Origin of the sequence: Halomonas sp. NO4, from assembly GCF_010994375.1 — a bacterium.
In the GTDB taxonomy this organism is placed as follows: Bacteria; Pseudomonadota; Gammaproteobacteria; order Pseudomonadales; family Halomonadaceae; genus Halomonas.
This window is the reverse complement of record NZ_WHMA01000005.1, coordinates 151,511-164,406: the sequence shown is the minus strand read 5'-3', so window position 1 is coordinate 164,406 and position 12,896 is coordinate 151,511. Positions and strand designations below refer to the sequence as shown.

Sequence of the window (12,896 nt, the reverse complement as noted above, 5' to 3'; positions counted from 1 at the left end):
GCAGGCGCCCCGGTGGTGTCGCCCGGCCTCAGTGAGGCCACCGAACTTAATCTTCTTTACTGAGCCCAAGATCCCATGACCGACCAGAATAGCGAGCAATATCGTATCGACGAGGGCATGGAAGTCACCCTGCATTTCACCCTCAAGCTGGAAGACGGCACCGTAGTGGACTCCACCCGCGACAAGGCGCCCGCCACCTTTGCGGTGGGCGACGGCAACCTGCCGCCCGGTTTCGAGAATCCCATCAAGGGCATGGGCGCCGGGGAGAGCGGCGAGTTCGAGATCACCCCGGAGCACGCCTTCGGCCAGCACAACCCGCAGAACATCCAGGTGCTCAAGCGCGAGGACTTCGAGGACATGGAGCCCGAGGTGGGCACGGTGATGTCCTTCGCCGACCCCGCCGGCGGCGAGCTGCCCGGCGTGATCAAGTCGGTCGAGGACACCCGGGTGGAGGTGGACTTCAACCACCCGCTGGCAGGGCGTACCCTGACGTTTGAAGTGGAAGTCGTAGACGTGAAACCCGCTCAAACACACTGAGTCAACGCCGCTTTCCCGCTTTTCACAGGCAGATGCTCGAGCATCAAGGCAACGTAACCATGCAAGCTAATTCTTTGCAGATCAGGCTGGCCAATCCGCGCGGCTTCTGCGCCGGCGTCGACCGCGCCATCGAGATCGTCAACCGCGCGCTGGACGTCTTCGGCCCGCCCATCTACGTGCGCCACGAGGTGGTCCACAACCGCTTCGTGGTCGACAGCCTGCGCGAGCGCGGGGCGGTGTTCGTCGAGGAGCTCGACGAGGTGCCCGACGACGTCATCGTCATCTTCTCCGCCCACGGCGTCTCCCGCGCCGTGCAGGAGGACGCCGAGCGCCGCGGCCTCAAGGTCTTCGACGCCACCTGCCCGCTGGTCACCAAGGTGCACATGGAGGTGCTGCGCTACGCCAAGCGCGGCCAGGAGTGCATCCTGATCGGCCATGAAGGCCACCCCGAGGTGGAAGGCACCATGGGCCGCTATGACACCTCTCATGGCGGGCGGATCTACCTGGTGGAAGACGAGCAGGACGTGGCAGCGCTGGAGGTCAAGGACCCGGCGCACCTCTCCTTCGTCACCCAGACCACGCTCTCCATGGACGACACCGCCAAGGTGATCGACGCCCTGCGCGCCAAGTTTCCCGCCATCGACGGGCCGCGCAAGGACGACATCTGCTACGCCACCCAGAACCGCCAGGACGCCGTGCGTGACCTGGCCGCCGGCAGCGACCTGCTGCTGGTGGTGGGCAGCCCCAACAGCTCCAACTCCAACCGCCTGCGCGAGCTCTCCGAGCGGGTCGGCACCCCCGCCTACCTGATCGACAACGCCGAGCAGATCGACCCGGCCTGGCTGGAAGGCGTGACCTCGGTGGGCGTCACCGCCGGCGCCAGCGCCCCCGAGGTGCTGGTCAAGGGGGTGATCGAGCGCCTGGAAAGCCTCGGCGCCACGGCGCCCGAGGAGCTCGCTGGCCGCGAGGAGACCATCACCTTCTCCATGCCGCGGGAGCTGCGCGAGCGCCTCATTGCCAGTGATTAGCCGCCAGCGACTAGTCACCTAGTCCTTCCAGGTGCTACAAGGTTGGTTCTCGCCTGGCGAGACCCGTCAGTCGAATTTCAACAGGAATGCCGGGCCGATGCCCGGCATTCTTGATCCTGGTCCTGGCACTAACGACTGAGTTGCCACATACTGAAACCGAACGTAACCAGTCAGGGAGACGCCCCGCGTGATGCATCGCCGCCGACGCCAGCCCCCAACTCCGCCGCACACGGCACGCCGAAGCGCCGGCTTCACGCTGATCGAGTTGCTGATCGCCGTGGCCATCATCGGCATCTTGGCGTCGATTGCCTACCCGAGTTACACGGGGTATGTGGAGAGAGGTCGGCGAGCGGAAGCGCAGTCCTTCCTGATGGATATCGCTGGTGCGCTGGAGCGCTGCTACACGGACAGCTACAGCTATTCGAGCTGCACTCCGGCCACTACAGCCGAGAGCAATGCCAATGCCCAGAGCGATTACTACAGCTTCTCGATCACAGCCGATGGCAGCACTTTCGACGTTACGGCCACTCCTTCGGGCTCTCAAACGAGCGATGCATGCGGCACCTTGAGCGTCGATGAAACCGGAGAGACGGATGCAGCCCAATCCGGTTGCTGGTGACGGCATGTGGCAGCGCGGCTTCACGCTGATCGAGCTGCTTATCACCATCGCCGTGATCGTCATCATGGCGACGATCGCCATTCCGGGGTTTCAGAGCATGATGGCCACCAACCGGCTCAACAGCGATTACAACCAGATCCTCTCCGGCCTGTATCTCGCCCGCAGCGAGGCCATCAAGCGGAGGGAGGAAGTTTCCTTCGAGGTCATGGCCAGCTCGCCATGGGAGTATCGGGTCTACGTGACAGACGACGGAAGCGGTAGTGCCATTCGCATTCGTGAATCCACCGGCGATGAGGTGACGGTTTCGGACGGCAACGTCGTCGAGTTCGACAGGCTGGGGCGGATCGTCGAGAGCTCCGACTGCGATGGCGGATGCACACTGACGGTCACCCATGACACTGGTGACAGCAAGAGCATCGAAATCAGTGGGTTCGGCAGAATCGGTCGAGGTGGCTCATGAAGACGAAGCAGCAAAGCGGCTTCACCCTGATCGAAGCGCTGGTGGCGCTGGTGGTGCTTTCCATTGGTCTTCTTGGCGTTGCCGCCATGCAGATCAAGTCGCTGCAGAGTGCGCATGCGGGGTATCAGAGATCCGTAGCGACTTTGGCTGCCATAGATGCCCAGGAAAGAACATGGGCGAAATTGGCTGAACTGAATGGCTGTCCTAGTGGTTCGGACATTTCAGCCCTCTCCAGCGATTGGGTCGAGCAATGGTTCGGTGACGGGAAAATCATGTCGGATGCAGGAAATAGTCAGGTTTCGGAAGAAAAAGACTGCGAATACAAGGCAACGGTGAACTGGGAAGAAAACCGCCTTGAAGCAGGAGATGGACGCTTTGAATACCTATACCGTCTGCCGGATATCTCAGGGTAAATGCAATGGATGAGACAAGGCCGGCGCTGACATGCAGTGCGAAGCAGGGAGGATTCTCCCTAGTCGAGCTGATGGTGGCGCTGCTGATCGGCCTCGTCATCATTCTGGGTGCCGGCCAGTTTTTTCTGACAGGGTTTCAGAACTTCAGAAAAGTAGAGGAATTGGCTGATAAGCAAGCGGCGCTAACGTTTGCTGCTGATGTATTGCTTCGTGAGATTCGTCGTGGAGATTATGATTCAGATAAATATACTATATCTCCTTCGGTGAATGGTGATAGCTATAGTATCGTTTACGAAGGCGAGCCGGTTGTTGATGGGCTGTACGATGATTCAGATATTGTTGATGAATCGAGTTGGCCATATGTGATAACGCTTAAGTTGAAGAGTAATAATGAAAAGGGTTATGATGAGTTTGTATTTCACGCCATGAACCGTACGGAAGCCGTTGCCAATTGATGGGGTGTCATATGAAACAGCAAAATGGTGCTGCACTGGTCGTCGTCCTCTCCATGCTGACCATGTCGCTGATGCTCGGCCTTTCCGGTATGCAGTCGTCGCTGGTTGACGAGCGACTGGCGGGAAATTACAAGGCGACAACTGAAGCGCAGATGGTAGCGGAGTTGGCTGTTTCAGAAAAGATTGCTGATATAAAAGATAAAAGAAGTTTAACGACACTGGATTTCCATGAGGTTTCAGATATTGAAAGTGTGGATTTTAAACAAGATGGTGATCTCTGTACAGCCAGCCTGGAAAAGGCGAGTTGCTATTATGTATTAGGTAAATCAGTTTCGGAAAATGTTCATTTCGTCAAGGGCAAGGGGGTGATAGGTGGAGTGGGAGCTTCCCGTGAGGTCGTGGCAATCATTGACCCGGCTGGAGTAGGCTTCCTTGGCCTTTCGCCAAAAACGATACCTTCACCTATCGACTTTTTCAGCCCAGTAAGCTCGCAAGCAGAATATGATGGCACGAAAGAGGAAGAGCTTTATGGAAGAACTAATGCGGCAATCAGTACCATGGATGTTGCTTCAGCAGAAAGGATAATCGATTCATTGCTGGGTGATAATGATGATGATCCCGTTGTCGAGGATGGTGTGTACTTTCCCCCCGATGGTGCCTGTAAAGACACAGGTGGTCAAAATTATCGGCTATGCAATTATCGAGGTGGTATAGATAGCAATATATCCGAGCCAATATTAAGGGAAAGCAAGATTTCTGGGTTTCATGAGTTTATTGGAATGGTTTATGGCGAGGCCAACAAGATTGACTCACTCAGTGGTGAGTTGAGCGGCATTAACTTCTTGACAGGTAGAGACAGCTATGTGGCTCGTGTTGGCGGGTACGATGCTGAAGGCAGTTATGTAGAGCCCGATAGTGAGCATTTTTCAGGAGGTGTGGAAGGTAGCGGGATTCTGGTGGTTGATGGTGATATCGAGTTTAAGGGTGATCCCGGGTTTGATGGCGTGATAATTGTTCTGGGTGACTATTCCGTTAAAGGTGGGGGAGGGAGCGATTTTGATGGATCCATCATAACATCAAAATATAGCCGTCGTGGCGAAGACGGCGATTTGGGATATGATCCAGTGTCAATTGATATTTCTGGGGGAGGTGGTAATGATTATCGATATGACCAAGCTTCTTTGAATGCTGCATTTGACCTGCTGAGCCAGGAAGCAAAAGATAAGTGGCACTTCGAAAATGAGAGAGAAGATGATACCCTGATATTCGAAGGTAATTTCATTGGGGAGTGGTATGAGCCTTGAAGTAAACTTGAGCGCATGTCATCGATAATGCCCCGGCACAATCACCCGCTCCCCATTCGGCCCGACTTTCACATGCGTCGGCACATACACCCGCTTGATCACGCTCTTGCTTTTCCCATCGGCCATGGAGCGGCCCTCCCTGCCTGTGGATGTGTCTCATCACGCTACGCCTGGCGCGGGTGAGAATCAATTCCGCTGCCCGGCAGCATAGCCGTGATGCTGCTAACCTTTCCTCAGTATATGCCGATGGAGGCGCAGTTGACGCAAGGCGCCGTCCGTTCCGGGACTCGCAGGAGGGGCGATGCTGGATTACCCGGAGGGTCTGATCCACGATGTTCTGGGCATGACCGGTGTGGCCCTGTTCATCGGCGCCTATGCCGGCCTGCAGCTCGGTTTTCTGCGCGGTAACAACTACCCCTACACCCTGATCAACCTGCTGGGGGCGACCTTGGTGCTGACCTCGCTGTCGCAGAATTTCAACCTCTCTTCGGTGATCAATCAGGTCCTGTGGATCCTGATTAGCCTCGCCGGCCTGGCGAGGCTGTTGATACTGCGCTACCTGGTGCGCCTCAACGACGAGGAGCAGGCGTTCATTCAGGCCAAGTTCCCCGGCATGACTGCTCCCATGGCGCGCAGGCTGCTCAAGGCCGGGCGCTGGGAGAGTGCCGAGGCGGGCACCACCCTGGCCACCCAGGGGGAACGCATCGGCGCACTGATCTATCTCTCCCAGGGCCATGCCGAGGTCTGGTCGGGCGGGCGGCTGGTGGGCCACTGCCGCCCGCCGAGCTTCATTGGCGAGATGACCTGCTTCAGCGGCGAAGCGGCAACGGCCACCGTGACGCTGGCAGAGCCGTCGCGCTACTTCATCATCACCACGGAGGCTCTTCTGCGGCTCTGCCGGCGTGACCCGGAGCTTCGCATGATGCTCGACAACACCCTCTACCTCGACACCCGGATGAAGCTGGTGGCCGCCAATGAGCGGCTCCAGAGCGGCGTCTGAGGCATGGCCATCGCCCGGCTCTTTGTCAATTGACGTAACTGACTGTCATCGACTATTGGTTTTGACTGTGGTGATTTCCCATGGGCGGAAGGCGGGGCTCGCTTCACTGCTGGCGGCCCGGCTCGCGACGGCTCATTCCCTGACGAAGGTGGCTCGGCCATGTCTCAGCAAGCTCCCGTTCCCGAGGAAGGCGATTTTCCCGAGCAGTTCCTGTATGCCCGCAAGGGGCCCTGGCCGCAGCCATCGCCCAGTTACCCGCTTCAGTGCGCTGACGAGGTCCTGCATATTCCGCCGATGGAAGATCTGCTGTTCCAGCAGACCATCGGCAAGCGCTACCTCGAAGCGCAGCTGCAGTTCAAGCCGGTGGCGGCCCGGATGGCGGCTCGCCAGTTGGACAGCTGGCACGGCGTGGACGATGCCCGTTTCAACGAGATGATGCTGGAGACCCTGTTCACACGCTTCTACCGGCCGCTGGAGGAGCGGGATCGCGAGCCCTGCCCGGTCGGTCTGCCGTTCGATGAGGGCCGCTGGTGGAAGTATGACTTCTCGGCGATGCACCTCATCGACCCGATTCCCGGAACCCATGTCGCCGCGACCAAGGTCTTCATTCAGCAGCCGGACAGTCAGGCGCCCAGCGTGCGCTGCATTCAGCTGGGCCATGACGAGGGCCAGGCCGGTGTCTGGATTCAACCCGAGGACAGCGCCTGGGACATCGCCAAGCTCTACGCCCTGCAGGGGGCTTCCTACCACATCCTGTTCGTGGTCCATCCGGCGATTCATTTTCCCATGGATGCCGTCAACGCCATCACCAAGACCGCGATTCCGGTGGCGCATCCGCTGTTTCAGCTGTTCTCCCCGCACAGCACCTACGCCTTGCCGCTCGACCATGCCGTGCTGGAAAGCGCCGAGTCGGTGGTGGCCAACAACGCCCAGGGCACGCGCTTCGACCCGCTGACGGCCAACGGCTTCAACGTCAAGCAGCTGTTCGGGGCGGGCTACCGCGGCCTGCCGGCATCGCGCTACGGCAATGCCTATCCCGCCTTCGACTACATGCGCCCCCAGCTCGAGACCCCGGGGCGCTACGTCGCCTGGCTGAAGGGCTACTTCGACAACGCCTTCCTGCCCTTCACCCGTCGCGTGGCGGAACACATTCTCGCTTCGCCCGAGCAGAGCCGCTACGTGGCGAACTGGGCCCGCTACTGCCACGCCCATGTGCTGGGCTTCCCCGATGCCCGCGAGAGCCTCGAGCCCGAGATCTTGGCACATGCCATGGCCATCTACATCTGGAACAACTCGGTCGTCCATGGCGGGGATCACGAGAATTTCGCCACCGCCATCACCCACCGTGACCCCGAGACCGGCTATCGCAGTGCGGTCAACAAATGCCTGCGTATCCGGCGGGCCCCGCCTCGCGACTGCGAGGCACCGCCGGTCAAGCCCGGCGAGGTGTTCACGGGGGACGACCTGGCGCGTGCCGAGCTGGCCCAGGAGATGTTCTTTCGCACCTGGGCCATCCCGCCCAACCTGCTGGAGACGCAGTATGCGTTTCTCGACTCGGGGCTGCAGGCCGCGGCGGACCGGTTTCATGATGACTTGCGGCAGGTGAGTGCGGACATCGACAAGGGCCGGTACGGCGGCGTGCAATTCCAGCCGCTCCAGGCGGAGTCGCCCGACCAGTACGCGCACACCATTCCCGCCAGCATCCAGTATTGAACGCTTAGGCGACTTGCGGTCGCCAGAGGGCGAGATGTACTTACCCGGTTACCGCGTCGAGGCGCGACTGGCGGCAACCGCCACGACCCTGCTCTATCGTGGGCACTCCCCCGCCGGGGAGGCGGTGCTGATCGAAGTCCCCAGGCAGCCAACGGGGGAACTGCGCCAGCTGGCCCGCTACCAGCGCGCCTACGAGCTGGCGGGTGAGCTGCCGCCGGGCGTGACACCCGAGCGGTTGGTGGTCGTGCGCACCGATGCCGGGGTCGCCATGGTCTGGCGTGACCCGCCGGCGGTCCCGCTGCGCCAGCAGGTTCCCGCCGGCGGTCTGCCCCTCGACGCACTGCTCGCGGTATCCATCGCCGTGGCCCGCAATGTCCTGGCGCTGCACGCCGAGGGCATTGTCCATCTGGCCCTGTGTCCCGATACCCTCCTGCTCGACGCCACGGCCGAGCGAAGCCGGCTCGTCACCCTGGAATTCGCCTTTCGCCCCGAACAGGCGGGGGCGCTCGACGCGGTCGACCGGGAGAGGTCGGCCGCGCTCGCCTTTGCGGCCCCCGAGGCGTGCAGCGAACTGGCCATCGCGCCCGATTTCCCCTCCGACCTCTACAGCCTTGGCGCCATCTTCCACTTTCTGGCTGTCGGGTCACCGCCGTTCGCGGAAGCCGACCCGGCGGCCCTGGTCCATGCGCATGCCACACGCGTGGCCGCCTCGCTCACCGAGCAGCGAGCGGACCTGCCCCGCCCCTATGCCGAGCTCGTCGCCCGCCTGCTCAACAAGCAGCCCGACGATCGCTACCTCAGTGCCACGGGCTTGCTGCATGACCTGGAGGAGTGCCGGCGGCGGTTCCAGCGCACCGGAGCGATCCGTGCCTTCGCGCTGGGGCAGCGCGACGTGGCAATGCACTGTCGGCTGCCGGATCAGCTGTTCGGGCGCGAGCGCGAGGTCGAGCGGGTGCTGGCGGCGCTGACCGGGTCGCCCGCGACGCAGCGCGTGGCGGTACTCGTCTCCGGCCCCAGCGGGATCGGCAAGACGGCCTTGGTCCAGCACCTGCGCTACTCGCTGCGCGAGCACGGCATTCGCCTCTGGGCCGGCAAGTTCGACCAGTTTCGTCAGCATCAGCCCTTCCTCGCCTTCCTCGAGGCCACCCGCGGCATGCTGCGGCAGGCGTTGTCGGGACGAGAGGCCGAGGTCCAGCGGCTGAAGGAGCGGCTGGCAGCGGCGCTGGGCCCTCATGGTCGGCTGCTGACCGACGCCATCCCCGAACTGGCCGGACTGTTGGGCCCGCAGCCGGAACTGGACGAGGCCTCCCCGAACGAGTCCAGCCGGCGCTTCAACGGCGTGGTGGTGCGCTTTCTGCGCGTGTTTGCCGATGAGGTCGAGCGGCTGGTGCTCTTTCTCGACGACCTGCAATGGGCCGATCCCGCCTCCCTGGAACTGATCGGCACCCTGGTCGAGGCCCCCGACCTGGAGAACCTGGTGCTGATGCTGGGCTTTCGTTCCGACGAGCTGTGGTCGGAGCACCCGGTGCGCCGCCGCCTCGAGGCGGTGCGGGCCCAGGTAGCGCACTGCGAGCGCATCGAGCTGGGGCCCCTGCCCGAGGCGGCCGTGCGGGCCTTGCTCGCCAGGACCCTGTCGCGCGATGGGGACGACGTCGCCGAGCTGGCCCGCCATGTCCATCACGTCGCCAGGGGCAACCCCTTCTTCGTGCGCGAGTATCTCCAGGCGATGCAGGAGCGGGGCCTGATCACGCTGGATGCCGCGGCCGGATGCTGGCGGCTGGATCTGGCGCGACTGGGCGAGGCGCTGGTGCCGGAGAGCGTGACGCGCTTTCTCGTCGAGCGGATCGACGGCCTTTCCGCCCCGACCGTGGACCTGCTCGAGACGGCCTCCTGCATCGGCAGCACCTTCACGCTGCGCACCCTGGCCCAGGTCCACCTGCTCTCGCAGGGCGAGGCCGCCTCGCGGCTCGAGCCAGCCGTTGCGGCGAGCATCCTGGTGCCCCACGGGGGTGACCACCAAGTCTTTCAGGCGCTGGGGCAGCTCAAGGTGCCGGAGGCCGAGCTTGCCGGGCTGGAGTCGGCCCGTTACCGCTTCCGCCACGATCAGGTTCGCCTGGCGGTTCACGACCGGCTGGACGAGCGGCTGCGCGCCTCGCGCCACCTCAACGTGGTGCGCCTGCTGCTGCAGGCGCTGAGTCCCGAAGAACGGAAGGGGCGGGTGGTCGAGCTCTTCAGCCACGTCATCGACGGGGCCTCTCTGGTCGAGGCGCCGGCCGAGCGTCTGCGCTACGCCCGAATCGGCCTGCAGGCCGGCAGGGCCGTCTATCAGGCTCAGGCCTTCGCCACGGCGCGGCGCTATTTCCGCGTGGCCCTCGAGCTGCTGCCCGACGAGGACTGGTGCGAGCACCACGGCCTGGTGCTCGGCCTGAACAAAGGGCTGGCCGAGTGCGCGCTGGCCCTGGGGGAGGCGCGGCAGTGTGAAGCGCTGGCCCAGCACATGCTCGCTCAGACCCTCGACCCGGTGGACCGGGCCTGGGTGCAGGGGCTGCGCCTGCAATACCTGGCCGCCGAGCGCCGCTTCGAGGAGGCCAGCGACGTGCTGGTCGAGGCGGCCGGGTCGCTGGGGGTCAGGCTGGCCCGCAGGCCGCACCGCGGCCATGTGCTGATGGCCACGGTCAGGGCACTTCTCGACCAGTGGAACACCCCGCCGTCCCGCTATGCGTCGCTGCCTCCGGCGGAGGACCGCAAGATCATCGAGGCGGTGCGGCTGCTGGCGAATTCGGCCAGCACGGCCTATTTCAGCAATCCCAACATGCTGCCGCTGATCGGCATCCTCTGCACCCGGCTGAGCCTGGTGCACGGGCTCAACAAGAGTTCCGCCTACGGCTTCGCGGTCTGGGGGCTGGTGCTGTGCGGTGTCCTGGGCTGGATCGAGCGGGGCAGCGCATTCGGCGAGCTGTCGCTGGCGGTGGGGCGTCGCTATCCCGGCCCGGAACAGGCTCGGGCCGCCTTCGTGGTGCGCACCTTCATCCTGCACTGGACGCGTCCCTACGGCGAGGTGGCGGCTCAGCTGCTGGAGGGCTGGGAGTGGTGTCGCAAGGCGGGCGACGAGGAGACCGCGGTCTACAGCGGCGGGGCGGCCGTCTACACCTGGATGGCGGAAGGGGCCTCGCTGGACTTTCCCGCCCGCCATCCGCAGGTGATCGACTACCTCCGTGACGCCAATCAGCCGCACACGCAGCATTCCTTCCTGGCCTGGGCACAGCTGATGGCACTGCTGCAGCGCAAGAGCCTGCCCGAGGAGCTCTCGGGGCCCTGGTTCGATTTCGCCGCCCGCATGCAGGAGTTCGAGCGTGAGGACAACCGGGTGCAGCGGGTGATGAGCCTGCTGCCGGCCGCGATCCTCGATGTCCTGGCGGGGCGTCACGAGCGCGCCGAGCGGCGCTTCCGCCGGATCGCGGCGCAGGAAGAGGGGCTGGTGGGGCAGAGCCTGCTGGTGACGCTGGTCTTCTTTCGCAGCCTCAATACCTACCGCCTCGCGCCGGGCGCCGAGGCGCGCCGGGCCTGGCGCGACCTGCCCCGGCAGCGGCGGCGACTGCGCCGCTGGGCCCGGCATGCCCCCGACAACCTGGCGCATCGGGTGGCCCTGCTCGAGGCCGAGGCGCTGATCGCGGCCGGCCGCCACGCTGAGGCGGTCCTGACCCTGCATCATGCCGCCTCCCTGGCGGGGCCTGCGCTGCCGTTCTTCCAGGCCCTGGCGCTACAGCGGCTGGCCGAGGTGCTGCGCCTGACCGGCAACCTCTCGGAGGTGGCCCACCTCGGCCAGCGTGTCGTCGCCCTCTATGCCCGCTGGGGGAGTCCGTCGCTGGCGCATCAGGCGGCCAGGGCGCTGGACCTGGCCGAGGAGGCGCCGCTGGCAGACGCGGCGTCGCCGCTCACGGACGGCGGCAACCTGGACCTTCAGGGCCTGATGGGCGCGGTCGGCGCGATCTCCAGCGAGATCGACCAGGATGCGCTGCTGGAGCGCCTGATGACGACGCTGCTGCGCGCTGGGAACGCCGACCGGGGGCTGCTGGTGCTGCTGGACGAAGCCGGGACCCGTACCGTCGAGGTGGAAGCCGTCGGCGGCGAGGGCATCCGGCGGCTGGCCACCCCCTTGGCGGACTTCGAGCCCGTGGCAGGGCCGGTGGTCGAGCTGACCCTGCGCGGCGGCGAGCCGGTGGCGGTCAACCAGGCGCGCAGCGATGCCCTGGTCGCGGACAACGCGCACGTCGCGCGCGCCGGCGTGGAGTCGTTGCTGGGGGTGCCGATCTCGATTGCCGGCCGGGTGGCCGGGGCGATCTATCTCGAGAACCATGCCGCCGCGGGGGCGTTCCCGCCGGGCCGAGTGGCGATGATCCGCGCCCTCGGCACCCAGACCGGCATCGCCCTGGAGAATGCGCGCCTCTACCGTCGCGTCCAGGAGGCCCTGGTGCACCAGACCCACCTGGCCAAGGCCAATCACCGCTTCGTCCCCCAGCAGGTGCTGGCGTCCCTGGGCTACGAGAGCATCACCGAGGTGGAGCTCGACCATGCCGCCGAGCGGCAGATGACGGTGCTCTTCGCAGACCTGCGCGCCTTCACGCGCCTCTCCGAGGAGATCGGCCCCGGGGGGACCATCCGCGTCATCAACCGCTACCTGGCGCATGTCCAGCCCGGCATCACCGCCAACGGGGGCTTCATCGGCAGCTACCTGGGGGATGGCGTGCTGGCGCTGTTTCCCGACAGCGCCGATGCCGCCCTGCACGGCGCGATCGCCATGGCGCGGGGGCTCGCCAGCTACAACGACCGGCGTGGCGAGCTGCCCGAGTTGCAGTTCGGCATCGGTGTTCAGTCGGGCCAGGTCATCCTGGGCACCATTGGCGACCCGGTGCAGATGCAGTGTGGGGTGCTGGGCGATGCGGTAAACACGGCATCGCGGCTGGAGAGCCTGACCAAGCACTATGGCGCCGATCTGCTGGTGGGTGAGGGCACGGTGGCCACCCTTCGGCAGCGGGAGCGCGTTTCGCTGCGCTGTCTGGGGCGCGTCGCGCTGCGCGGGCGTAGAGAGGCGGTGACCCTCTACGAGTGCCTGGATGTCTATCCCGACGCCCGGCGCGCCACGCTGCTGGCGGGGCGTGAGGAGTTCGAGGCGGTGACAGCACTCTTTCAGGAGGGCGCCTCAAGCGCTGCGAGCCAGCGGCTGGCGGCCTACCTGGCGTCCTATCCGGACGACGTCGTGGCGCGTCGGCTCCAGGCCGACCATGCCGGGGTACTGCTGCCGCCACAGGCCCCGAGCTGAGCCGCTCACGGCCCTCGCCGGTCGCCTGGTCTCGTCGCCTTTCCCTG

At 64.3% G+C, this 12,896-nt stretch carries 10 protein-coding genes; all 10 read left to right on the top strand.

What is annotated here, in order from left to right; all coding sequences use genetic code 11:
• Positions 1-75 precede the first annotated feature (75 nt).
• The 10 genes from fkpB (at position 76) to FEF15_RS06395 (ending at position 12,849) form a co-directional block, all read left to right on the top strand.
• Complete coding sequence (fkpB, locus tag FEF15_RS06440; protein ID WP_163558325.1) at positions 76-537, top strand: FKBP-type peptidyl-prolyl cis-trans isomerase; 462 nt, start codon at positions 76-78, stop codon at positions 535-537.
• A 59-nt stretch (positions 538-596) separates the two neighbouring features.
• Positions 597-1,565: a 4-hydroxy-3-methylbut-2-enyl diphosphate reductase gene (ispH, locus tag FEF15_RS06435; protein WP_163558324.1), complete on the top strand. Its 969-nt coding sequence runs from the start codon at positions 597-599 to the stop codon at positions 1,563-1,565.
• 190 nt (positions 1,566-1,755) lie between these two features.
• The gene (locus tag FEF15_RS06430; protein ID WP_163558364.1) at positions 1,756-2,184 is read left to right on the top strand and encodes a type IV pilin protein; all 429 of its coding nucleotides are present in this window, start codon (positions 1,756-1,758) and stop codon (positions 2,182-2,184) included.
• The gene (locus FEF15_RS06425; RefSeq protein WP_163558363.1) at positions 2,159-2,644 is read left to right on the top strand and encodes a GspH/FimT family pseudopilin; all 486 of its coding nucleotides are present in this window, start codon (positions 2,159-2,161) and stop codon (positions 2,642-2,644) included. Before FEF15_RS06430 ends, FEF15_RS06425 begins: the two co-directional genes overlap by 26 nt.
• Positions 2,641-3,057 carry a prepilin-type N-terminal cleavage/methylation domain-containing protein gene (locus FEF15_RS06420; protein WP_163558323.1) on the top strand — a complete coding sequence of 139 codons (417 nt, stop codon included), beginning with the start codon at positions 2,641-2,643 and terminating at the stop codon, positions 3,055-3,057. The genes FEF15_RS06425 and FEF15_RS06420 overlap by 4 nt, the downstream gene beginning before the upstream one ends.
• A gap of 5 nt (positions 3,058-3,062) precedes the next feature.
• Positions 3,063-3,512 carry a prepilin-type N-terminal cleavage/methylation domain-containing protein gene (locus FEF15_RS06415; protein WP_163558322.1) on the top strand — a complete coding sequence of 150 codons (450 nt, stop codon included), beginning with the start codon at positions 3,063-3,065 and terminating at the stop codon, positions 3,510-3,512.
• An 11-nt stretch (positions 3,513-3,523) separates the two neighbouring features.
• Positions 3,524-4,816: a pilus assembly PilX N-terminal domain-containing protein gene (locus tag FEF15_RS06410; RefSeq protein ID WP_163558321.1), complete on the top strand. Its 1,293-nt coding sequence runs from the start codon at positions 3,524-3,526 to the stop codon at positions 4,814-4,816.
• 301 nt (positions 4,817-5,117) lie between these two features.
• The gene (locus tag FEF15_RS06405; protein WP_163558320.1) at positions 5,118-5,816 is read left to right on the top strand and encodes a cyclic nucleotide-binding domain-containing protein; all 699 of its coding nucleotides are present in this window, start codon (positions 5,118-5,120) and stop codon (positions 5,814-5,816) included.
• Between the two features lie 159 nt (positions 5,817-5,975).
• Positions 5,976-7,529, top strand: a complete 1,554-nt coding sequence (locus tag FEF15_RS06400) for a hypothetical protein (protein ID WP_163558319.1) — start codon at positions 5,976-5,978, stop codon at positions 7,527-7,529.
• A gap of 34 nt (positions 7,530-7,563) precedes the next feature.
• On the top strand, positions 7,564-12,849 hold the full coding sequence (locus tag FEF15_RS06395; RefSeq protein ID WP_163558318.1) for an AAA family ATPase: 5,286 nt from the start codon (positions 7,564-7,566) through the stop codon (positions 12,847-12,849).
• Positions 12,850-12,896 lie beyond the last annotated feature (47 nt).

What these genes read in the sequence shown, in the direction of transcription:
- FEF15_RS06430 (WP_163558364.1), top strand. Translation starts at nt 1,756, where the DNA reads ATGCATCGCCGCCGACGCCAGCCCCCAACTCCGCCGCACACGGCACGC.
- FEF15_RS06425 (WP_163558363.1), top strand. Translation starts at nt 2,159, where the DNA reads ATGCAGCCCAATCCGGTTGCTGGTGACGGCATGTGGCAGCGCGGCTTC.
- fkpB (WP_163558325.1), top strand. Translation starts at nt 76, where the DNA reads ATGACCGACCAGAATAGCGAGCAATATCGTATCGACGAGGGCATGGAA.
- ispH (WP_163558324.1), top strand. Translation starts at nt 597, where the DNA reads ATGCAAGCTAATTCTTTGCAGATCAGGCTGGCCAATCCGCGCGGCTTC.
- FEF15_RS06405 (WP_163558320.1), top strand. Translation starts at nt 5,118, where the DNA reads ATGCTGGATTACCCGGAGGGTCTGATCCACGATGTTCTGGGCATGACC.
- FEF15_RS06410 (WP_163558321.1), top strand. Translation starts at nt 3,524, where the DNA reads ATGAAACAGCAAAATGGTGCTGCACTGGTCGTCGTCCTCTCCATGCTG.
- FEF15_RS06395 (WP_163558318.1), top strand. Translation starts at nt 7,564, where the DNA reads ATGTACTTACCCGGTTACCGCGTCGAGGCGCGACTGGCGGCAACCGCC.
- FEF15_RS06420 (WP_163558323.1), top strand. Translation starts at nt 2,641, where the DNA reads ATGAAGACGAAGCAGCAAAGCGGCTTCACCCTGATCGAAGCGCTGGTG.
- FEF15_RS06400 (WP_163558319.1), top strand. Translation starts at nt 5,976, where the DNA reads ATGTCTCAGCAAGCTCCCGTTCCCGAGGAAGGCGATTTTCCCGAGCAG.
- FEF15_RS06415 (WP_163558322.1), top strand. Translation starts at nt 3,063, where the DNA reads ATGGATGAGACAAGGCCGGCGCTGACATGCAGTGCGAAGCAGGGAGGA.